Below are 22,563 nucleotides of genomic sequence, written 5' to 3' on the forward strand. Positions count from 1 at the left end.
GGCGGACGCTCGGCCCGGCCGAACGATACGGCAGTCCGAATGCGTGCCGGACCCGCGGCGCGGACCGACGCCAACTCCGTGTGGTCAGGAATCCTTGAATTCCGGGTTGGTACCGATCACGCCGCCCGGGAGGGTTTTGGGTTGTTCGCCGAGGAGTTCGTCGGTGTTCTCCTGGTTGATCAGCCACTCCGGGATCTTGTGCTCGGAATCCTCGTCGCCCTTGCCTTTTCCGGCCGCGCCGGGCATGCCGCCGAACGCGCCCTGGGCGCCGGTCGCGCCGCGGGCGGCGGCGGCTGCCGCTTGGTTGGCGGCGGCCGCGGTGCCCGCCAGGCCGGGCAGGCTTTGGCGCGGGGCCGCGGTCTTCGGGGTGTTGCCAGGGTTGCTCGGGACTCCCGGAGTGCTGCGGGGTAGGCCGGGAGTGCTCGGGATGGGCGTACTCGGGTTGAGGCCCGTCGGGTTCGTCTTGGTCGGATCGAGTCCGGTCGGGGTGGTCGGTTGCGTCGGCTTCGGATTAGTCGAAGTCGGGTTGGTGGAGGTCGGGTTCGTTCCGGTCGGCTGCCCGGTCTTGGGGTCGGTGCCCGGCTGGCCCTTGTCCTTGCCGTCGTCCTTGTCCTTGCCTTTGTCTTTGCCGGGGTCGTCGCCGCCCGGTTTCACGCCGGGAACGCCGTTGCCCGGAACTCCATTGCCGGGGACACCGTTGCCCGGGACGCCGGACTGCCAGTCCCATCCGCCGGGCGGGGCCTGCGGGATATCGACCGGGTTCGTCGGGTTGTTCGGCGTGGGGAATACCGGGATCTTGGCGTCGATGACACCCATCGGCTTCACGAAGTCCTTCTCCATGGCCTCGCGAGCCTCTTGCAATTTCTCGGACTTCTCGCCGTTCTTGCCCCAACTGAAGGGGTTGTACCAGTGCGGATCACCCTCCACCAGGCCCGGAATCCCGGTCTTGGTCATGCCGACAGCGGCCGATGCTTCCTCGACCCGGGATTGCATCTCCGAAATCGGACCGCTCAATTCTTGAGCGTTCTTGACGTAATTGCGAATCGCATCCATCGCCAGCGGCGCGGCTTTTCCGCCGGACCAGGCATCCGAGATCGATTTCTGAATCGAGCGGTTGAAGGTCTCCAGACCCTGCTCCCACATTCGCCAGAGTTGACCATACTTTTGGCTCGCGGGACCCGCGTTCTCCGGCTTCTGCACCTCGAAGGTGTGCAGGATCTCCTTATGACTCCAGTTGTTCGGGTTCTCACCCCCGCTCGGGATACCTGGTGACTCGTATGCGTTCATTTCGGCCTCGATGAGAGATCGGGAGCTTTGACCTGCGGGCGTGTGTCCGGTACGTCCTTCTTACTGTTGAATGCGGCCGCGAATTCGGCGTCGGACTGGACGAGGCGGTCACGGACGATACGGTGGGCTTCCTGGATGTCTTCGATGATCTGGAGGTGCTGGTCCAGTATCTTGTAAATACTATTCGGGTCGTCTTGCGCCTTTTTCCGGAACCGATTGACGACGGTTTCCCCCGAGACCAACGTACGAAGGTCGACCTGGCAGTACATGGGGGATTCTCCGCAGCCCCAAGCCTGCTGGCTTGCAATATCTTGCGCGACTGTTTGCATGTCTTTAATTGTCCTTTTGAAGGACTCGCAGTCGCGATCGATATTGATGAAATCGTCAGCCGACAGCCTTATCGTCAGATTCCCATCCTTCACCTCTTTGAGTAGGTTGGCCATTGGTCGAGGTGATTGAGTTGCATCGTCGCTCATTTGTTTCCCTCCCGACGTGGGTGACGATCAGGCTCCGGCCGGTATCATCGGAGCAATCTTGTCTGCTAAAGATTTCGCAATGTCGCACGAGTCGAGCTTGCCGGTGTCTTTCCTGCTGGGTGGATTGTTTACATTGATGTCGAGGCTACCGCCCTTCATCTCCACATCCACTGTGCACGAATCCTTGATATTGGGGCCTAGGAACTGACGGGAAGAGATCGCTCGTCGCCCATCGACCGTTAACTCTTTGGTTTCGGGGAACTGCTTGGCCCGCACCATATCCACCGTGAGATTGGTCATCCTGATATATCCGCCGTAGCCATCATCGGTCCGCAGATACCGACAGCCGCGTAATTTGAGTCCACCGCCGAGGTCCGACTCGTCTGGGCCGCGATTCTCGAGCTTCTCGGAATCCAGGAAACTCTGTGGGAGATTACAACCGTCGAAGCCGCTCGGCACGTCCGCAGCGGGACCTGTCGACGAGGAGGTTTTGGCGCTACTCGACGGCCCGGCGGTACCGCCCGTGGACGACCCGCATCCCGCGAGGACAAACACGGCCCCGACAGCGAAGACGGTCAAACACAATGACTTCGGCCTGCTCGTCATCGATTCCCCATAAGCCGGTGCGCACGCTACGACCCGCCAGGACCGGACCGGCCTCTCCGCCCCCTGAAGCGTCTGGAAGTTCCTGCGACGTTACCGGTGGGTCCATTGACCTCGCAAGCAGCCGCCCACCCCGGCGGACAAGGGCCGATCGGGACCAACGTCAACGCCATCATCCACCCGCAGAGGCGTAGCCGATCCCGAGGGAGCCACCCCGCAGCGAGCCTGCTCCGGTCATCGGATACTTCGCGGCCGAATGCTCGTCAGACCCCGAGCCCGCCGGCCAGCACGGGCCACGAATCATGCAGCGGCGCTTGCCAATACGGCCACGAGTGGGTGCCGATCGGGTAGTACTTCACGGTGGCCGGAATGCCATCGCCGCGCAGCTCGGCGTCGAATCCGGTGGTGCAGTCGTGCGCACCCTGCTCGACGGCGACAGCAGCGGCCTCGGTGGTCGGCCAACTGAAGGTCGGATCGAAGGTCGCGTCCGCGGGTCCGGGTACGCCCGTGCCGGTCGACACGAACAACGCCTTGCCGCGCAATCCGTCGGTGTGCAGGCTCACGTCGTGCGCGGGCCACTGCGGGTCGCCTGCGGTCCCCCACATGTTGTCCGGGTTGCCACCGCGTTCGAAAACCGCTGTGCGAACATAGGTTTGGCCGACATTGCTGGTGAACAGGCAACCGCTGTACGCGGCCACCGACCGGTACAGCGCCGGGTTCCGGAAGGCCAGCGTCATCGCGGCCTGGCCGCCCATCGAAACACCCGCGACGCCGTTGCGGCCGCTGCCGTGGAAGTTGGTATCGATCAGGGGTGGAAGTTCCTGGCTGAGGAAGGTCTCCCACTGGTTGTGCCCCAGACCGGGATCATCGCGCAGCCAGTTCGTATAGAACGTGCCGCCACCGCCGACGGCCAGTACGACATTCACCGGCTTGTCGGCGAAGAAAGCGACGGCATCGGTGCGCAACGTCCACGTGCTCTGCCCCTCCGACGCGTCGGCGCCGTTACCGTCCAGCAGGTACAACGTCGGATGCGGTGTCGTCGAATCCGCCGGCGACAACAGGTCGACCTGAACGATCCGCCCCATCGCCGGTGACCGCACGAACACCTGCAACCACCGGTCCGTGCGCTTGACAATGTGATCGATCTGCGCCTGCGCCAGCACGACAGGTGCCCCGATGACCGTCCCGGCCAAGACGAGTCCCACAATCCCCACCACCGACAGCGATCTCACCAACGGCCCCCGACGATTCGTTCGCGGTGCGCGGGGACGAAACCTTCGGGTGAACCAGATCGACATATCACTTCCCTACGTCGAAAACCACAGCGGTGGACGCACCTTACCGATCTGAACACACCGAATCGGACCAGTCGGATAGGACACGCACCCCGCAACCTCTAGTCGGTTTCAGCCCGGAGGTGCCCCTAGTTGCCGACCGACCCGAGGGGCGCAGCCGGTGACCAACATCCCAGAGACAGAGACAGCGCCGAGCCGGAGGGCGGACCGCCGGAGTTGACAGGCGGTCCGCCGCATATTCAGCCCTCCATTTCTTCGATATCGCTCGCCGCACGCGCGGCGAGTAGTAAGGCCGCCACCAGCAGGGCCGCACCGACCAGTGCGAGGGGGCGCAGGCGGTCGCCGAGGATGACGGCGGCGAGGATGGTGCCGGTGAGCGGTTCCAGCAGGGCCATGGCCGCGGTGGTTCCCGGGCCTGCGGCGGGCAGGCCGTGGAAGTACAGCGAGTAGGCGGCGGCGGTCGGGAAGAGGCCGAGTGCCAGTAGCAGGGCGATGCTGGTCGGTGTCACGGTGAAACTGAGACCGGTGCTCGCGGCCAACGGGGCGAGGAGCACCGCGCCGCCGGTGAAACCGAGCGCGGTGGTGGTCATCGGCTCGAGACCGTCGACCGGATCGGCGCTGATCAGCGTCATGATGGCGAAGCCGGCGGCGGCAGCGGCGGCCAGCGCGGCGCCGAGCAGCAGCCCGGCGGCCGAGCCCGTGGCCGGGCCGCCGACCAGCAGCGTCAGACCGGACAGGGCGAGACCGATCGTCGCGACGCGGCGGCGGTCCAGTGCCCGCCTGCCGGTGAGCTGTTCCAGCACCGCGACGAATACCGGTGACATCCCGATCGTGATCAGGGTCGCGAGGCTCACCGACGACGCGGCCACCGCGCCGAAGTAGCACATCTGAAACCAGCCCGCGAGTGCGGCGATCGCACCGATTCTGCGCCACGCCAACCGATTTCGCGGCATCGGCCGCCTGGTGACGATCAACGTCAGGATCAGTAGTAGACCGCCGGTACCGAGTCGGCAGGCGGCGACCGCGATCGGGGCGAGGCCGGTGGCCCGGCCGAGCAGCGCACCGAGCAAACCGCCGGTGCCCCAGAGGATTCCGGCCGCGATAAGAGATATCAGCCCGGAACGCCGGGCCGTCGACACAACTGTGGACATGAAAAGTTCGCGCTCCTGCGATGGGACCGCGACGAGCCGCCGAGCCGGATGGCCGCATCGGGCCATCGCGAATCACCCGCGGACGTCGCGGATCGGATCAATGATCGAGATCGCGGAAGCGAGGTGCACCGAAGGCACGTGAAACAGGCACGAACGCCAACACACAGCCGAAGCCGAGGCAGGAAGTACGCCTGAAGAGCACGCTCACCGATCGCGGTGGCGCGCTACCCAATACACCTCGCTCAGGAGGCCGGGGGCGGAGTGATCGGAAAGAGTCGATGCACGAACCCGATACTACTGCCCGCCGCTTGTCGCCGCACCGCCGGATGGGCACTCCCTTTATGCTCGAATCCGGATCGGCCGGTACGCACCCGCCGCGTCGCTGAAAGGACTTCTGCCCCATGACCATCGACGTCTGGGCCCAGCATCCCACCACCCACTTCCTGGCGCAGGATATGTTCGCGTCGCTGCGGCGCTGGACCGGCGGTGTGATTCCGGAGGGTGAAATCCCCCTGTCGGTCACCATCGCCGCACTCGACGCGGGCGGTGTCGACAAGGCGTTGATCTCGGCATGGCATGGTCCGCAAGGGGTGCTGATCTCCAACGACGAGGTGGCCGCCTGGGTCGCCGAGGCGCCGGACCGGTTGGCCGGGATCGCATCGGTGGACCTGCGCGATCCGATGGCGGGCATCCGGGAACTGCGCCGCCGCGTGCTGGACGACGGTTTCAAGGGGCTGCGGGTGCTGCCCTGGCTGTGGGAGACGCCGCCGACGGACCGGCGGTTCTATCCGCTGTTCGCGGCCTGCGTCGAATTGGGGGTGCCGTTCTGCACCCAGGTCGGGCACACCGGCCCGCTGCGCCCGTCCGAAACCGGAAGGCCCATCCCGTATATCGATCAGATCGCGATCGATTTCCCGGAGCTGACCATCGTCTGCGGACATGTCGGCTACCCGTGGACCGAGGAGATGATCGCGGTGGCGCGCAAACATCCGAACGTCGTCATCGATACCTCCGCCTACACCACGAAACGCCTTCCGCCGGAACTGATCTCGTATCTGAAATCGGGTAGCGGACGGCACAAGGTGCTGTTCGGCACGAACTTTCCGATGATCGTGCCGCAGCACGCGCTGGCGGGTCTGGACGAGCTCGGCTTGGACGACGAGGTGCGCGAACTGTATCTGGACGACAACGCCCGCCGCGTCTTCAAGCTCTAAAAGAGTTACCGCTCAATACCTTTGGCGTTGACGTAGGTGCCGAGCAGATCCTCGATCAGCTCCAGCACCGCATCGTCCATCGCCGGATCGGGTATCACGCCGCGCACCACCGCCTGCCCCGAGAAGAGGTGCAGCACAAGGAAGAACAGCGGCCGCCGCACCCGTTCCGGGAAGCGTTCCAGCACCGCGGTCCGCTCCACCTCCGCGACGATCTCGGCATAGTAGCTCTCGATGGATGGCGCGATCCTGGCGCGCAATTCGGCATCCGAGCGTGCCGCCAGATAGATCTCGCGCAGTGCGTGCGTGATGTTGTCGGCCTGTGCCGCCCGCAGGAACCGCAGCGCGGCGTCGATCGAATTCCCTTGGTCGCCAAGCTGTTCCATCACCGTCCGGAATCCGGCGGTCTGCCGTGACAGCACCTCGCCGACGGTGCGCACGATGAGGTCCAGCCTGCTGTCGAACTGGCGGAACATCGCGCCGACGGAAAGTCCGGCGCGCCCGCAGATCTCCTGCACGGTCGCGTGCTGATAGCCGACCTCGCCGATGGCCGCGATGGTGGCGTCGACCAATTTGGCGACGGTCGCGGCCCGGCGTTCCTGCTGGGTGCGGCGCGGGCGATGGGCGGGTTCGGCGGTCATGGCTGACCATCCTGCCGGGTGGCCGGGCAGGCCGATCGAAGTGGTGGGCGTGATCGTTGACACATTGCCGCACAACACCTTACAGTCTGCGACGTCAGTTAGGAAATGCTTGCTCTCTTTTTAGCCCGATGAGGAGCTCCACCATGACCGTGCCGCGTCGGCGTAAACGCACCGGAATCGGCTACACCTGCCTGGCCGTCACCGCGGGACTGACCGTCGCGGTCGCCCCGGCCATCGGCACGGTAGCCGCGGCCGATCCGGTCCCCGTGCAACCGCCACTCCCCTTCCCACAGCCGCCCGCGCCGCCATATCTGGATCCCGCGTTCTACCAACCGGATCCGGCCCGGGTCGCCGCCGCGCAACCGGGCGAGATCCTGGCGGCCCGCCAGGTGAATCTGGCCAACCTGTGGCTGATTCCGCTGAACGTCCGCGCCTGGCAGCTCTCCTACCGCAGCACCAACACCCGCGGCGAGGCGATCCCGGCGGTCGCCACCCTGATCGTGCCGTACCGGCCGGCGCCGACCGATCAGCGCGCACTGGTCTCCTTCCAGATGGCCGAGGACTCGCTCTCGCAGAACTGCGCGCCCTCGTACACACTGCAGATGGGTTCGCTGCCGAATCCGCTGAATCCGGTGATGGAGGCGGAGTTCGTCGAGGTGCAGGCCATGCTGCAGCTCGGGCACGCCGTCGTCATCCCCGATCATCAGGGGCCGAATGCCGCGTACGCCGTCGGCCCGCTCGGCGGCCGAATCACCCTGGACGGCATCCGCGCCGCCGAAAACTTCGAGCCCGCAGGGCTTTCCGGCCCCGCGACCCGGGCGGCCATGTGGGGTTATTCCGGCGGCGCCATACCCACGGCCCACGCTGCCGAGCTACAACCCGAGTACGCGCCGGAGCTGAACCTGGTCGGCTCGGCGACCGGCGGGCTGCTCGCCGATATCCGCACCGCCATCGACTACAACAACGGCACCTCCACCTTCGGCGGCGCGGTGCTCGGCGGATTGTTCGGCGTCGCAAGGGAATACCCGCAGGTCGACCAGTTCATCCAGCGGTATATGAATCCGCTCGGCAAGGCCGTCCGGGTGGTGCACGAAGGACAGTGCGTTGCACTGCAATTCGCCGGATTCCCGTTCGTCAACATCAAGGGCCTCTTCGATTACCCCGGCGATCCGATGCAGGCGCCGGAAATGCAGCCGGTGCTCGACGAGCTGACCCTCGGCAACCGCGGCACCCCCACCGCCCCGCTCTACATCTACGAGGCCCCGCTCGACGAAGTGATGCCGATCAACGCCGTCGACAAGACCTACGACATCTACTGCAAGGACCCCGATGCCCGGGTCTTCTACACCCGCGACCTGCTGAGCGAACACGGCAGCGCCGCCTTCACCGGCACCGCGTCGGCCGCCATCTGGCTCAACGACCGCCTCAACGGCGTACCCGCCCCCGCGGGCTGCCACAATCGCGACGTGCCGACCGAACTGCTCGATCCCGGCGCGCTCGCCGCCTTCGCCAACACCATCGGGCAAACCCTCGCCTCGGCATTCGGCCTGCCCGTCTGAGACGTGTCTACCGGGCCGGAACGCGCGAGGTCAGTACCATTCGCGGCATGTCGGCTAACTTCTTGCGGTTCGGCCCGGTCGTCCTGTTGGCGCTATGCGCGCTCACCGCGTGTTCGCGCGGCGGCTCCGGATCGGCGAATCCCGAGCCGACACCGATGGGCCGCACCTTCGTCTCCACCGGCGTCGACGGCACGCCGATTCCGGGCGGCGGCCCGCTCACCGTCACCTTCAAGGACGGGCGGATCTCCGCGAACGCGGGCTGCAACACCCATTCCGGCGCGGTCGCGCTCGACGATCACAAGGTGCACGTCACCGGTTTGGCCAGCACGCTCATGGCCTGCCCCGGCGACCGCGACGGCGCGGACGAATGGTTGAGCGGACTGCTGAATTCGCACCCGTCCTGGCGGCTCGACAAGGCGACGCTGGTGCTGAAGGCCGACAATCGCACCATCACCTTGCTGGACAAGAAGGTCGCCGTGCCGGATAAACCGTTACAGGGCACCACGTGGATCGTCACCGCGCTGATCACCCCCGACGCGCTCATCCGCTCCCAGGCCATCGACGAGGTGAAGCCGACACTCACCATCGGACAGGACGGCGCGGTCTCCGGCACCGCGGGCTGCAACCGGCTCATCGGACATGCCGATATCTCCGGCTCCGACATCACATTTCGGGTGGGCACCACCAAGATGCTGTGTTCCCCGGAGGTGATGGAGGTCGAACAGGATGTGCTGAAGGCCTTGGACGGCAAGACATCCGCCACCGTCGACGCGGACGAACTCACCCTCCGCAACGCCAACGGCAGCGGGCTGACCTTGCAGGCCGAACAGTAAAGCCCGGCGGCATCCCGAAAGATGCTGCCGGGCTTCGCTTTCGGAGCCCGAGGCTCAGAGCATCGGACCGCCGGCGGCGATCGCCGAAAGGGTGGCGAATTCGTCGCCCTTGAGCGATGCCCCGCCGACCAGCGCGCCGTCGATATCGGTCTGCGCGACCAGCTCGCCGACGTTCTTCGCGTTCACCGAGCCGCCGTACAGCACCCGGACGTTCGCGGCGACCTCGGCGGAGGCCAGCTGCGCCAGCTCGCCGCGGATCGCACCGCACACCTCCTGCGCGTCGGCGGGCGTGGCGACCTTGCCGGTGCCGATCGCCCAGACCGGCTCGTAGGCGATGACGACCTTCGAAATCTCTTCCGCCGTCAGGCCTTTGAGCGAACCGCGCAGCTGTTCCAGGTTGTATTCGACGTGGGTGCGCGCCTCGCGGACGTTCAGCCCCTCGCCGATGCAGACGATCGGCGTGATGCCGTACTTCAGCGCCTGCTTGGCCTTGGCCAGCACGGTGGCGTCGTCCTCGTTGTGGTACTGCCGCCGCTCCGAGTGGCCGACCACCACATAGCTGCAACCCAGCTTGGCCAGCATCGAGCCGCTGATCTCGCCGGTGTACGCGCCCTCGTCGTGCGTCGAAACATCCTGCGCGCCATAGGTGATGAGCAGTTTGTCGCCCTCGACCAATGTCTGCACGCTGCGCAGGTCGGTGAACGGCGGGACGACCGTGACGTCGACCCGGTCGAAATACTTCTCCGGCAATGCGAAGGCGATCTTCTGCACCAGGGCCAGCGCCTCGAGGTGGTTCAGATTCATCTTCCAGTTGCCCGCGATGAGCGGTTTACGTGCCACGGATCAGTCCTCCAACACCGCGATGCCCGGCAGTTCCTTACCCTCGAGGTATTCGAGGGAGGCGCCGCCACCGGTGGAGATGTGGGTGAAACCGTCCTCGGGCAGGCCGAGCGCGCGCACGGCCGCGGCCGAATCGCCGCCGCCGACAACGGTGTACGCGCCCTTGCCGGTCGCCGTCACGATCGCCTCGGCGACCCCGCGGGTGCCCGCGGCGAACTTCTCGAACTCGAATACGCCCATCGGGCCGTTCCAGAAGATGGTCTTCGCCTCGGTGAGCAGCGCCGCGAACCGGTCCACCGATTCGGGACCGACGTCGAGGCCGAGCCAGCCGTCCGGAATCTCGTTGGCGGGCACCACCTTCGACTCGGCGTCGGCGGAGAACTTGTCCGCGACAACGATATCCCTCGGCAGGTGGATCACATCGCCGTAGCGCTCCAGCAGATCCTTGCAGGTGTCGATCATCTCCTGCTGCAGCAGCGAGGAGCCGACCGAAAGACCCTGTGCCGCAAGGAAGGTGAAGCACATGCCGCCGCCGATCACCAGCGTGTCGACCTTCGGCGCCAGCGATTCGATGACCGCGAGCTTGTCCGACACCTTCGATCCGCCGAGCACGACCGCGTACGGCCGCTCCGGATCGGTCGTCAGCGTGCGCAGCACCTCGACCTCGGCCGCGACCAGATTGCCCGCGTAGTGCGGGAGCAGCTTGGCCACGTCGTACACCGAGGCCTGCTTGCGGTGCACCACGCCGAAGCCGTCGGAGACGAAAGCACCGTCCTCGCCGACCAATTCGACGAGCGCGCGCGCCAGCTTGCCGCGCTCGGCCTCGTCCTTGCTGGTCTCGCGCGGATCGAAGCGAATGTTCTCCAGCAGCAGCACATCGCCGTCGGTCAGGCCTTCGGAGCGGGCCAGCGCGTCCTGGCCGACCACATCACCGGCGAGCTGGACGTTGCGGCCCAGTTCCTCGGCCAGCCGCGCGGCGACCGGCGCCAGCGAGTACTTCGGGTCCGGCGCGCCGTCGGGGCGGCCGAGATGTGCCGTGACGACCACCTTGGCGCCGGCCTCGACCAGCGTCTTGATGGTCGGCACCGAGGCGATGATCCGGCCCGGGTCGGTGATCGTGCCGTTGTCGAGGGGGACGTTCAGGTCGGAGCGCACGAGCACGCCCCGACCCTCGACACCCTCGGACAGCAGATCCTGAAGTGTCTTGACCGCCATGCTTACAGCGACTTGCCGACGAGGCCGATGAGGTCGGCGAGGCGGTTCGAGTAGCCCCACTCGTTGTCGTACCAGGAGTACACCTTCACCTGGTCGTCGATGACCTTGGTCAGCGGCGCGTCGAAGATCGAGGAGTGCGGATCGGTGACGATATCGCTGGAGACGATCGGATCCACGTTGTACTTCAGGATGCCCTTCAGCGGACCCTCGGCGGCGGCCTTGAACGCGGCGTTGATCTCCTCGACGGTCGCCTTCTTGGCCAGGTCGGCGGTCAGGTCGGTGATCGAGCCGGTGGGGACCGGCACGCGCAGCGAGTAGCCGTCGAGCTTGCCGTTCAGCTCGGGCAGCACCAGGCCGATGGCCTTGGCCGCACCGGTGCTGGTCGGCACGATGTTCAGCGCGGCGGCGCGGGCGCGGCGCAGATCCTTGTGCGGGCCGTCCTGCAGGTTCTGATCCTGGGTGTAGGCGTGGATCGTGGTCATCAGGCCCTTGACGATGCCGAATTCATCATTCAGCACCTTGGCCAGCGGGCCGAGGCAGTTGGTGGTGCAGGAGGCGTTGGAGATGATGTTCTGGCTGCCGTCGTACTTGTCGTCGTTGACGCCCATCACGATGGTGATGTCCTCGCCCTTGGCCGGCGCGGAGATGACGACCTTCTTGGCGCCCGCGGCGATGTGACCCTTGGCCTTGGTGGCGTCGGTGAAGATACCGGTGGATTCGACGACCACGTCGACGCCGAGGTCGCCCCACGGCAGGGCGGCCGGGCCCTCCTTGATGGCCAGCGCCTTGATCCGCTGCTCGCCGACGACGATGGTGTCGTCGCCGTCCAGCGACACGTCCTGCGGCAGGCGGCCGAGGATCGAGTCGTACTTGAGCAGGGTGGCCAGCGTCGCGTTGTCGGTGAGGTCGTTGACCGCGACGATCTCGATATCGGTGGTGCCGAGCGCCTTCTGCGCCTCCACCGCCCGGAAGAAGTTACGTCCGATACGACCGAAGCCGTTGATGCCTACCCGGACAGTCACGTTATCGCTCCTCAGCTTTCCAGCGGATCATTCCGATGCATCACTCACACTAGTGCCCGGGCGCGACCTCTCCGACACGCACCTCGCCTTAGTGAGGCCTCGATGCCTGGTCAGACGCCCAGTGCCGGTGCGGGCGTCGGCGGCCCACCATGCGGCGATTTGTCCGTTTCCGTCGGAAACCACGGCACGCCAAGGACTTTCGGATCAGCCGCCGGATTGCCCAGAAATAGCGAGAGCGGTCGGATTCACCGCCGTGACACGGGAAATGCAATGCCGCACATGGTCGCCCGGAATCGGGCACTACGGACATCTGTCGCAGTCAGCGTAGGTCCGTTGCGACGATGGTGGCCATATTGCGCTCGGCAAGCGCGGTGATGGTGACGAACGGATTCACCCCGACGCTGCCGGGAACGAGCGAGCCGTCGACGACATAGAGGCCGGGATATCCGTTCAGCCGACCGTAGTCGTCGGTGGCCGCACCGAGCAGGCATCCGCCGAGCGGGTGGTAGCAGAAGTCGTCGCCCCAGATCTTGTACGGCCCGAACAAATCTGTCCGATAGGTGGTCCACGCCTCGCTGTTGATCTTGTCGAAAACCCGCTTCGCGGCGTCGATCGACGGCTGCGCCTGCACCGCCGTCCAATCGAGGCCGACCTTGCCGGTACCGGTATCGAAGGTGAACTTCGCCCGATTCGGATTCTTGGTGATCGCCAGATACAGGCTGATCCACAGTTCGGTGCCCGCCGGAAACGGCGCGATCTCCGCGAAAACCGGACCCGCCGGGTCGTCCCGATTATCGATGCCCATCGCCGGAATGGCCGACTGGTCGGCGCCCGTCAACGCCGAATTCGCCCGCGCGACCATCACATTGCCGTTGTTACCCCATCCGGTGCCGACGGCGTCGCTCAGATTCGGCAATTTGCCCGTCGCCTTCATCGCGACCAATAGTTTGCTGGTGCCGACGCTGCCCGCCGCGAAGAACACCCGATCGGCGGTCACGGATTTCGTCGTCACCGTCGCACCCGAGGTGTCGATCTGCGTCATCGTGACGGTGTAACCGCTCCCCGGCCCCGGGACCACGCCGGTGACGGTGTGCAGCGGGGAGATGGTGAGCTTTCCGGTGCGGGCCGCCTCGGCCAAATAGGTCTTGTCCAGGCTTTTCTTGCCGTAGTTGTTGCCGTAGATCACCTCACTGGCCAACGCCGATTTGGTCGCGGTCCCCGCCGCTTCCCGTTTCATATAGTCGAAGTCGTAGACGTTCGGCACGAATGTGGTCGCGAATCCGGCCGCCTTGGCGTCATCGCGGCCGACCCGCGCGAACTGATACCAGTCGGTGCTGTCGAACCACGCGCTGTCCATGGTGTTCACCCCGAGCGCGGCCGTCGCGCGCGGAAAATAGGTGCCGTACATTTCATCGGAATTCACCGACGGCAAGATCTGCTCGAAGTACGAACGCTTCGGAATCACGGCCATACCGCCGTTGACCAGCGAGCCGCCACCGACCCCGCGCCCCTGATATATCCGCATCGCACCGAAATTCTCCGAATCCAGCACTCCCGCATAGGATTCGATGTCTTTGTTGACATCGCCGCCGAGAAACCAGCCGACGGGTTGGTCGGTGCGGGTGCGGAACCAGAACGAACGGCGGTCGGGCCGCAACATACAGCAGAACACCTTGCCGTCGGAGCCCGGCGTCGTCCAACTCTGCCCCATCTCGACGATATGGGTGTCGATCCCGGCCTGAGTCAGCCGCAGCGCCGCGACCGCACCGCCGTACCCGCTGCCGATGATCAGCGCCGGTACGTGCGCACCCGGCGAAATATCCGCATGCGCCGCCGCCAACCGCCGGGCCGACAGTGCGAGTGTTGCAAAAGTGATACCTGTTCCTGCTATGAACCGGCGGCGATTGAATGCGGTGTATCTGCTTGTCCTGTGGACGTTTTCGTTATTCATTTGAGGTTCCCACTAACTGCTAATGAGAACCTGTTATACAGGCCTTGGTAGGGGGTTCATGGCCCGGACGTCTGGGTAAATATCTCCCCAGACGCGGCCGCATCGCGCCACCGAACCGGACGATTGTCAGGGGCTGATCGGACTAATCGGTACGCCGAGCAAGTGGTCGCGTCGCTACGACGGCTGAATCGCCCGAGGTGGGTGCGCGGTACGTCGGCGAGCGGCGTTCCGGTTCCCCGCCTCGGATGGCGTTGTTCCCGCATAGGTTTCAGGTTCTCGCGTATGCAATAGCGTGTGCGGGAAGCCGATTGCTGCGCGCGAACCGGTTACCTACGTGTTCAAAGGTGAATCCGGGGTGATCTCCGCACCGGCGCTGCAGCATCCGGCCTGAGCGGACAAAACCACGCGTTGTCCGCCGGATTTCCGCCTATTCGCGCTGATTTTGTCCGCTCAGGCCGAGATCCAGCGAGTTACCTGCGAACTCAAAGATGAAATAGAGCTGCCGCACCCCGTCTTCGAACCGCACATTCGACGTACGGGGTGTGCCAAATAGAGACGGGGTGCGGCAACGGAAGCCGCGTCATCCCGGGCGCGAAACCCACTGCCGCATGCCAACGCACCACGCGCCCACCTCGGGCGATTCAGCCGTCGTAGTGACGCATCCAAGCACCCGGCACACCGATTACTCCGAATCCCACACCCGTCACCACCAGCGCGCGACCGCCACCGCCTTTGGTGCGCAAAGGATTTCAAACGCCACCGGGGCGCAAGCTGAACAACGAAATGTCCAGCCGCACCCCGGCGTTCACAACATCCCTACCAATCGGCCCGGCCTACCAATCGGCCCGGCCTACCAATCGGCCCGGCCCAGCAACCAGCCCGGCAGATCTACCAGCCCGGCCTACCAACCGGCCCGGCCCACCAACCAGCCCGGCCCACCAAACGGCCCGGCCTAGCAACCAGCCCGGCAGATCTACCGGCCCGCCTACCAACCAGCCCGGCCTACCAACCAGCCTGGCCGACCAACCGGCCCGGCCTATCCACCGGACCGGCCTAGCAACCAGCCCGGCCTATCCACCGGCCCGGTCTACCAAACGGCCCGGCCTACCAACCAGCCCAGCAGATCTACCGGCCCGCCTACCAACCAGCCCGGCCTACCAACCAGCCCGGCCCACCAAACGGCCCGGCCCACCAAACGGCCCGGCCCACCAAACGGCCCGGCCCACCAAACGGCCCGGCCTACCAACCAGCCCAACCAACCGTTCCCGGCCCAACCCGTTCCCGAACGAACCGCTCCCAACCCCTACGCCTCGTCCAACAACTCCGCGGTCACCGCCGACTCCGTATCCGGAACCCCCAGTTCCTTCGCGCGCCGGTCGGCCATCGACAGCAGTCGCCGAATCCTTCCCGCCACAGCGTCTTTCGTCATCGGCGGGTCGGCGAGTTGGCCGAGTTCCTCCAGTGACGCCTGACGGTGTTGTACGCGCAGCTTGCCCGCGGCGGCCAAATGGTCCGGCACGTCCTCGCCGAGGATTTCCAGCGCACGCTCCACCCTGGCGGCCGCGGCGACCGCGGCCCGTGCGGAACGGCGCAGGTTCGCGTCGTCGAAGTTGGCGAGCCGGTTGGCCGTCGCCCGCACCTCGCGGCGCATGCGGCGGTCCTCCCAGGTCAAGCGGGTGCCGTGGGCGCCCATCCTGGTGAGCAGGGCGCCGATGGCCTCGCCGTCGCGCACCACGACGCGGTCGGTGCCACGCACCTCACGCGCCTTGGCGGTGATGCCGAGCCGCCGGGCCGCGCCGACGAGCGCGAGCGCCGCCTCCGGGCCGGGGCAGCTGACCTCCAGCGCCGATGACCGTCCGGGTTCGGTGAGCGAACCGTGCGCCAAAAACGCACCGCGCCAAGCGGCTTCGGCGTCGGCGATGCTGCCGCCGACCACCTGGGCGGGCAACCCGCGCACCGGCCGCCCGCGCACGTCCAGCAGACCGGTCTGCCGGGCGAGCGCCTCCCCCTCCTTGGATACACGCACCACGTAGCGGGAGGTCTTGCGCAGACCGCCCGCGCCGAGCACGTGTACATCGGAGCCATAGCCGTATAGCTCGAAGATCTCCCGACGCAGCCGCCGTGCGATGGAACCCATGTCCACCTCGGCCTCGACGATCACTCGGCCGCCGACGATGTGCAGGCCGCCCGCGAACCGCAGCAGCGCGGACAGTTCCGCCTTGCGAGAACTCACCTGCGATACGGTGAGCCTGCTCAGCTCGTCTTTCACATCGGCTGTCATCGCCACGAGACGCGCTCCTTTCCACCCAACCCGGAACGCACATCCTGACCCATGTGCCGTCCCTCGACTCGAAGCCCTGCCATGTGTGGCCGAGGTTGCCGGATCAGTTGATCCAGTGCGGCGGCAAGCTTTCCGGGATGATGCCGGGCCGTACCCGCTTCGGCGACATCGGAGAAGGTTACTCGCGCCCGCAACTGTTCGGCAGCCCTGGCCACATGTTCTCTTTCGCGTCCCTCCGGCACCGACCCGGAATCGACCAGTACGTCGTCGACCACGAATTCCGGTGCGTGCTGGGACAATACATGCAGGTGTCGTTCGGCGGAGAACCCCGCCGTCTCGCCGGGTTCCGCGGCCAGATTCAGCACGAGCACCTTGCGTGCCCTGGTATACACCAGCGCGTCGCGCAGTTCCGGCACCAGGACGTGCGGGATCACGCTGGTGAACCACGAACCTGGGCCGAGCACGACGACATCCGCGTGCTCGATCGCCGAGGTGGCCTCGGGACTGGCCGGCGGATCGGACGGAATCAGCCGCACGCGCCGCACCTTGCCCGGCGTCGTCGCCACCGCAACCTGACCGCGAATGCAGCGGCTCACGCGCGGATCGGCCTCCAGCCCGGACACATCCGCCTCTATATCGAGGGCGATGGGCGACATCGGGAGCACGCGTCCAGTGATCCGCAACATCTTGGCGACCTCATCGAGCGCGGCGACCGGATCGCCGAGCACCTCGGTGAGCCCGGCCAAAATCAGATTGCCGACCGAATGGCCCGCCAGCGCGCCGGTGCCGCCGAAGCGATGCTGCACCGTCGTCGTCCAGACGCCTTCCGAATCCGCGGCGAGCGCGGCCAGCGCCATCCGTAGATCGCCGGGCGGTAGCACGCCGAGTTCGGCGCGCAATCTGCCGGATGAGCCGCCGTCGTCGGCAACCGTAACCACCGCAACGATTTTCCGCGTCAACCGGCGCACCGCGGTGAGCGTGGCGTACAGCCCGTGCCCACCACCGAGTGCGACGATGGCGGGATTCGATTCCCAGCCGGTCATTCGCGCCCCAGATCCCGGTGGACCACCCGCACCACGTCGACGACGCCCTCGCCGATATCCGCGCCGATCAATTCACCGAGCGCCTCGGCGATCGCCACGCTGCGATGTCTGCCTCCGGTGCAGCCGACTGCCACCGTCATGTATCGCTTCCCCTCTTGGCGGTACCCGCTCGTCGTCAGGTCGACCAGGTGATGCGCGGTACGCAGATAGTCGTCCGCGCCGGTGCGGGACAATACGTACTCGCTGACCACCGACTCCTGACCGGTATGTTCCCGAAGTTCCGGAATCCAATGCGGATTCGGTAGAAAACGCACATCCAACACCATGTCGGCGTCCAAGGGAACTCCGTGTTTGAAACCGAATGATTGGATGGTCAGCTGCAGCGCGGCAGGCGCGCCGCCGCCGTATGCCTCCTCCAATTTCCGGTGCAGCTGATGGATGGACAGTTCGGTGGTATCGATGACCAGATCGGCCGCCTTGCGCACGGCGGACAGCCGCACCCGTTCGGCGGCGATGCCGGCGACCAGCGTGCCGTCGGCGCTTTCGCTCTGCAGCGGATGCCTGCGCCGGGCGAAACCGTAGCGTTTCACCAGTACGTCGTCGGACGCCTCCAGGAACAGGACGCGCGTCGAGACGCCCTGTGCGCGCAACTGTTCGGTGACCACCGAGAAATCACCGGTGAAGAAGCGGCTGCGCACATCCATCACCAGCGCGAGCCGCCGGATCGGCGGTTCGGTGGCGGCGCCGAGTTCGATCAGCCTGCCGATCAGCTCCGGTGGCAGATTGTCGGTGACGTACCAGCCGAGATCCTCCAGCACCCTGGCCGCCGTGCCGCGACCCGCGCCGGAAAGCCCGGTCACGATGACCACTTCGACCTGCGAGTTCAGTCCACCTCCCGGGGTGGTCGGGCGCGGACTTCCCGCACTGTTGTTCGATTCGACGCGTGTCATGTCCTACCGGATCCGTGTCTGAGGTGCCTCTCGATCATCCCGCACCGGTTCCGGTATCGGGCGCAGACACACAACGTACGCGAAACCGAAACCTCAGGTGCGCCGATAGGCGAAGCCACTGCCGAATTGCTTCGCCTCATTCACCGCGTAGTGCGGCGAGCACGGCCTTCGCCGTTGCCACGCCGATGCCGGGCACCTCGGTGATCTGCTCCACCGTCGCCTCCTTCAGCTTCGCCACCGAACCGAAATGCGTGACGAGCGCGGTCCGGCGGGTCGCGCCGAGGCCGGGCACCGAATCCAGTGCGGACGCGGTCATCCGGCGCGATCGTTTGCTGCGGTGGAAGGTGATGGCGAAACGATGCGCCTCATCGCGCACCCGCTGCAACAGGAAAAGCGCCTCGCTGTTGCGCGGCATGATCACCGGATCGCTTTCGCCCGGCACCCACACCTCTTCGAGTCGCTTCGCCAGGCCGATCACGGCGACATCGGTGATGCCGAGTTCGTCGAGCACCTCCGCGGCGGCGGCGACCTGTGGGGCTCCGCCGTCCACCACGTACAGATTCGGCGGGTAGGCGAATTTGCGCGGCCGCCCGGTACGCGGATCGATACCGGGGCGCGAGGTGAGTTCCGCGGTGTCTTCACCGGATTCGATGGTGTCGCCCGCGGATTCGGCGAGTTCGGCGGCCTCCAGCGCATCGCGGTCGCGGCGCAGCCGCAGGAATCTGCGGCGGGTCACCTCCGCGATGCTCGCGACATCGTCGGAGCGGCCGTCGCCCGCGGCCTCCTTGATGGCGTAGTGCCGGTATTCGGACTTGCGCGGCAACCCGTCCTCGAACACCACCAGCGAGGCGACCACATCGGTGCCCTGCACGTGGCTGATATCGACGCATTCGATGCGCAGCGGCGCGCTGTCCAGCTCCAGCGCGTCCTGAATGTCTTGCAGCGCGGCCGATCTGGAGGTGAGGTCGCCCGCCCGCTTGAGTTTGTGCTGTGCCAGCGCCTCCAGCGCGTTGCGCTGCACGGTTTCGGCGAGCGCCTTCTTGTCCCCGCGCTGCGGCACCCGCAGCTGCACCGCCGAACCGCGCAGCGCCGAAAGCCACTGCTGGACCTGTTCGGCGTCGGCGGGCAGCTCCGGCACCAGCACCTCGCGCGGAACCACGGTTGCGGGCTGCTCGTCGGCGCTCTGTTCGGCCACCGCGACCTGTTCGCCGTAGAACTGGGTGAGGAACTGTTCGACCAGCGCGGGCAGTTCGCCACCCGCCTCCGGATCGTCGACGGCGTCACCGGATTTGTCCACCACCCAGCCGCGCTGCCCGCGCACCCGGCCGTCGCGGACGTGGAAGATCTGCACCGCCACCTCCAATTCGTCGGTGGCGAAGGCGATTACGTCGGCATCGGTGCCGGTGCCGAGCACCACGGCCTGCTTCTCCAGCGCCCGGCGCAGCGCCTGCACATCGTCGCGCAGCCGGGCCGCGGTCTCGAAATCGAGATCGTCGGCGGCCTCGTGCATGCGCCGCTCCAGCTCACGCACCATGCGATCGGTGCGCCCGGCCAGGAAGTCGCAGAAATCCTCGACGATGCGGCGGTGCTCCTCGGCGGATACCCGGCCGATGCACGGCGCCGAACACTTATCGATATAGCCGAGCAGGCACGGCCGCCCGATCTGGCTGTGCCGCTTGAAGACTCCGTTGGAACAGGTGCGCGCCGGGAAGACGCGCAGCAGCAGATCGAGGGTTTCCCTGATCGCCCAGGCGTGCGCGTACGGGCCGAAGTATCGCACGCCCTTCTTGCGCGCCCCGCGATAGACGAACAGCCGCGGATACTCCTCGTTCAGGGTGACCGCGAGCACCGGATACGACTTGTCGTCGCGATACCGGACGTTGAACCGGGGATCGAACTCCTTGATCCAGTTGTATTCCAGCTGCAGCGCCTCCACCTCGGTGGAGACGACGGTCCATTCGACGCTGGCCGCGGTGGTCACCATCTGCCTGGTGCGCGGATGCAACCCGGCCACATCGGCGAAATACGAGTTCAGCCTGCTGCGCAGGCTCTTCGCCTTACCGACGTAGATGACCTGCCGATGCGCGTCGCGGAACTTGTACACGCCGGGTTCGACCGGAATCGTGCCCGGCTTGGGCCGGTACGTCGCTGGATCTGCCACCCGTCCAGACTAGTGCGGCGGTCCGACAAGCCTTCCGGCTCAGCCGGTTCGGCCGGTGAGTCCGTGCGCGCGCAGCGCCCGCAGCAGGCCGTCGGGTCGCTCAGCCGTCGGCAGCGGGTCGACGAGCGCGAAAGCGCAGCCGAGCGCGGTCGCGCCGCCATCGGCCTCGGCGCTGTCGCCGACCATGAGGGCGGCCTCGGGATCGACGGCGAGCTTGTCGAGGGCGGCGCGGAAGATGCGCGGATCCGGTTTCACCGCACCGAGTTCGAACGAGAGCGCGAACATCCGCACCAGCGAATCCCAGCCGCGGGCCGCGAAGGCCGGGCGGATGTCGAATGCGATATTGCTCACGATACCCACCGGAATGTCCTGCGCCGCAAGCAGTTCCAAGGTCTCGCCGAGATCCGGATACGGCTTCCAGGAATTCGGGTCGATGGAGCGCCGATAGAGCCGCTCCGCCTGCTCCAGCGACGGCACGCCGGACTTACGCAGCACCTGTATATAGGCATGCCGGTGCAGCTCCTGATCGAGATCCCGGTTCTCCCAGGCATATTGGCCGCGCTCGTCGAATTCGACCAGTTGGCCGACCGGCGTGGTCATCCGGCGCATCAGCTCGGCCTTCTCGTGCAGATCGAAGGCGCGGCCGTCGGCCGCCGTCATATCCACGTCCCAGGATTCGTCCTCCTCCAATCGGAATACCGTGCCGGAGAAGTCGAATAGCACCGCCTCGATCGTCACGCGGCCAGCGTACCGAAAGTCATCGTTTCATAGGCTGTTTGCCAGCAGGGCGTACTCCGCGGGCACCTTGGTGCGCACCTCACCGTCGTCATCGCTGTTGATCAGCACCACATACCGCTTGTAGGCGACGTAGCAGCGCGTCTTCCAATCGTTGACGTTCGAGCTCAGCGTCAGGCATTTCGTGCCGGGCGCGTTCTGCGGAGTCGCGGACGGTTGGTAGCTGGTGAGCTGCGCGGCCAGCGCGGAAATCAGTTGCTGGCCTGCCTGTTCGTCGCGCACCCTGATGATGGTCCCGTTGTCGACGAGACCGATCGCGTCGACGCCGGTATCGCTCTCCAGCTTGCGCCGGGCCGCCTGATCGGGCGCGACGAAGGTGAGCCAGCTCGGCCCGTACACGGCGAAGCGGGTCAGGTCCGGGTCGCGGTCGCGGCGCTTGTCCACCACCAGCCGCGCGAGCAGATTGTCCGGATCCTGCCTCAGCTGTTTGATCTTCTCGATCGGCGTCGGCTGGAATTTGCTCAGCGTCGCGGTCTCCGCGTCCAGCGCCTTGCGCACCCAATCGGTGAGGTCGTTCTCCACCGCCGTCGGCCGCGCGATGAAGCCGACCACCACGAATTGCTTGTAGCCCATGAAGAATCCGACATTCGGCACACCCGGCCGATAGTGGATATAGGCGTCCGGGTATTGGGTGATGCTGAGCCTGCGGTTCTGGCCGGAGGCGACGTCGAAGTCGGCCTCGTTCACCTCGCGAGCGGCCACCTTGGCGACGGATTCGTCCGGGAAGCGCAGCACCCGGATGGTCAGCGCGGTGGCATCCGGGCCCGGCACATCCTTGCCGGGCGGATCGGGTTTGTCCGCACCGCTCACCGCGTAACCGACCACCATGCCGCGATTGCGCAGCACCGGCTCCGCCGAATTCGACAGCGCACCCGTGGCGACCGCGTCCTTCGGGTCGATCAGCACGCTGCTGCCGCGGCCGACCACCAGCGACGGATCGACGGCCACCGACGGCGCGACCGCCTCGGACATCCGCATGCCCTCCAGCAGCGCGCTCTTATCGCCACCATCCTGCTTGTAGTGGTAGCGATCGACCGCGAAACTGCCGACATCGATTTTCCGCACATCCATCTCGGCCGCCCTCGGCGTCCCCCTGACACCTCCGCATCCAGTCAGCAAACCAACCAGTAGCGCGGCAACCAGCGATGCTCGCGAAGCCCGTCGCATCAACCCCCGCCCCTCCTCTCGAGCAGCTACCCTCACGGTACAATCCCCGCGCCGGTCCGTCGAGAAGGACTACGCGCGAGGG

Annotated in this window: 19 protein-coding genes; 3 read left to right on the top strand and 16 right to left on the bottom strand. The window is 66.2% G+C overall.

Annotated elements, in window-relative coordinates; all coding sequences use genetic code 11:
* Positions 1-84: 84 nt before the first annotated feature.
* The 5 genes from F5544_RS27875 to F5544_RS27895 form a co-directional block, all read right to left on the bottom strand.
* Complete coding sequence (locus tag F5544_RS27875) at positions 85-1,287, bottom strand: hypothetical protein (protein ID WP_167475933.1); 1,203 nt, start codon at positions 1,285-1,287, stop codon at positions 85-87.
* The gene (locus F5544_RS27880) at positions 1,284-1,763 is read right to left on the bottom strand and encodes a hypothetical protein (RefSeq protein WP_167475934.1); all 480 of its coding nucleotides are present in this window, start codon (positions 1,761-1,763) and stop codon (positions 1,284-1,286) included. The genes F5544_RS27875 and F5544_RS27880 overlap by 4 nt, the downstream gene beginning before the upstream one ends.
* 27 nt (positions 1,764-1,790) lie before the next feature.
* The gene (locus tag F5544_RS27885) at positions 1,791-2,369 is read right to left on the bottom strand and encodes a DUF3558 domain-containing protein (RefSeq protein ID WP_167475935.1); all 579 of its coding nucleotides are present in this window, start codon (positions 2,367-2,369) and stop codon (positions 1,791-1,793) included.
* A gap of 260 nt (positions 2,370-2,629) precedes the next feature.
* A complete protein-coding gene (locus F5544_RS27890; RefSeq protein WP_238846702.1) occupies positions 2,630-3,571 on the bottom strand; it encodes an alpha/beta hydrolase in 942 nt (313 codons plus the stop codon).
* A 329-nt stretch (positions 3,572-3,900) separates the two neighbouring features.
* Positions 3,901-4,812 carry a DMT family transporter gene (locus tag F5544_RS27895; RefSeq protein ID WP_167475937.1) on the bottom strand — a complete coding sequence of 304 codons (912 nt, stop codon included), beginning with the start codon at positions 4,810-4,812 and terminating at the stop codon, positions 3,901-3,903.
* A 401-nt stretch (positions 4,813-5,213) separates the two neighbouring features.
* On the opposite strand from F5544_RS27895, the gene F5544_RS27900 reads away from it, so the two are divergent.
* Positions 5,214-6,026: an amidohydrolase family protein gene (locus tag F5544_RS27900; RefSeq protein WP_167475938.1), complete on the top strand. Its 813-nt coding sequence runs from the start codon at positions 5,214-5,216 to the stop codon at positions 6,024-6,026.
* A gap of 5 nt (positions 6,027-6,031) precedes the next feature.
* Here F5544_RS27900 and F5544_RS27905 read toward each other — a convergent pair whose 3' ends face one another.
* Positions 6,032-6,664: a TetR/AcrR family transcriptional regulator gene (locus F5544_RS27905; protein WP_167475939.1), complete on the bottom strand. Its 633-nt coding sequence runs from the start codon at positions 6,662-6,664 to the stop codon at positions 6,032-6,034.
* Between the two features lie 143 nt (positions 6,665-6,807).
* On the opposite strand from F5544_RS27905, the gene F5544_RS27910 reads away from it, so the two are divergent.
* Entirely contained in the window at positions 6,808-8,223 is a 1,416-nt protein-coding gene (locus tag F5544_RS27910) for a lipase family protein (RefSeq protein ID WP_167475940.1), read from the top strand.
* Positions 8,224-8,270: 47 nt separating this feature from the next.
* Positions 8,271-9,056 (top strand): META domain-containing protein, encoded by a 786-nt coding sequence (locus F5544_RS27915; protein ID WP_167475941.1) that lies wholly within the window; start codon positions 8,271-8,273, stop codon positions 9,054-9,056.
* Between the two features lie 54 nt (positions 9,057-9,110).
* Here the strand turns inward: F5544_RS27915 and tpiA are convergent, their stop codons facing one another.
* The 10 genes from tpiA to F5544_RS27965 all read right to left on the bottom strand — a co-directional run bounded on the left by tpiA (position 9,111) and on the right by F5544_RS27965 (position 22,385).
* Positions 9,111-9,896 (bottom strand): triose-phosphate isomerase, encoded by a 786-nt coding sequence (tpiA, locus tag F5544_RS46585; protein ID WP_167475942.1) that lies wholly within the window; start codon positions 9,894-9,896, stop codon positions 9,111-9,113.
* Positions 9,897-9,899: 3 nt separating this feature from the next.
* Positions 9,900-11,111 carry a phosphoglycerate kinase gene (locus F5544_RS46590; RefSeq protein WP_167475943.1) on the bottom strand — a complete coding sequence of 404 codons (1,212 nt, stop codon included), beginning with the start codon at positions 11,109-11,111 and terminating at the stop codon, positions 9,900-9,902.
* 2 nt (positions 11,112-11,113) lie between these two features.
* Positions 11,114-12,133 (bottom strand): type I glyceraldehyde-3-phosphate dehydrogenase, encoded by a 1,020-nt coding sequence (gap, locus tag F5544_RS27930; protein WP_167475944.1) that lies wholly within the window; start codon positions 12,131-12,133, stop codon positions 11,114-11,116.
* 319 nt (positions 12,134-12,452) lie between these two features.
* Positions 12,453-14,084, bottom strand: coding sequence for a GMC oxidoreductase (locus F5544_RS27935; protein WP_167475945.1), 1,632 nt, complete (start codon positions 14,082-14,084; stop codon positions 12,453-12,455).
* A gap of 1,303 nt (positions 14,085-15,387) precedes the next feature.
* On the bottom strand, positions 15,388-16,365 hold the full coding sequence (gene whiA, locus F5544_RS27940; RefSeq protein WP_174867631.1) for a DNA-binding protein WhiA: 978 nt from the start codon (positions 16,363-16,365) through the stop codon (positions 15,388-15,390).
* Positions 16,362-17,408 (bottom strand): gluconeogenesis factor YvcK family protein, encoded by a 1,047-nt coding sequence (locus F5544_RS27945; RefSeq protein WP_167475947.1) that lies wholly within the window; start codon positions 17,406-17,408, stop codon positions 16,362-16,364. Before F5544_RS27945 ends, whiA begins: the two co-directional genes overlap by 4 nt.
* On the bottom strand, positions 17,405-18,358 hold the full coding sequence (gene rapZ / locus F5544_RS27950) for an RNase adapter RapZ (RefSeq protein ID WP_167475948.1): 954 nt from the start codon (positions 18,356-18,358) through the stop codon (positions 17,405-17,407). The genes F5544_RS27945 and rapZ overlap by 4 nt, the downstream gene beginning before the upstream one ends.
* A 136-nt stretch (positions 18,359-18,494) precedes the next feature.
* Positions 18,495-20,519: an excinuclease ABC subunit UvrC gene (uvrC, locus tag F5544_RS27955; protein WP_167475949.1), complete on the bottom strand. Its 2,025-nt coding sequence runs from the start codon at positions 20,517-20,519 to the stop codon at positions 18,495-18,497.
* 39 nt (positions 20,520-20,558) lie between these two features.
* The gene (locus F5544_RS27960) at positions 20,559-21,257 is read right to left on the bottom strand and encodes an HAD family hydrolase (protein ID WP_167475950.1); all 699 of its coding nucleotides are present in this window, start codon (positions 21,255-21,257) and stop codon (positions 20,559-20,561) included.
* Positions 21,258-21,284: 27 nt separating this feature from the next.
* Complete coding sequence (locus tag F5544_RS27965; protein ID WP_238846704.1) at positions 21,285-22,385, bottom strand: DUF7373 family lipoprotein; 1,101 nt, start codon at positions 22,383-22,385, stop codon at positions 21,285-21,287.
* Positions 22,386-22,563: the final 178 nt, after the last annotated feature.

Origin of the sequence: Nocardia arthritidis, from assembly GCF_011801145.1 — a bacterium.
GTDB lineage: Bacteria > Actinomycetota > Actinomycetes > Mycobacteriales > Mycobacteriaceae > Nocardia > Nocardia arthritidis_A.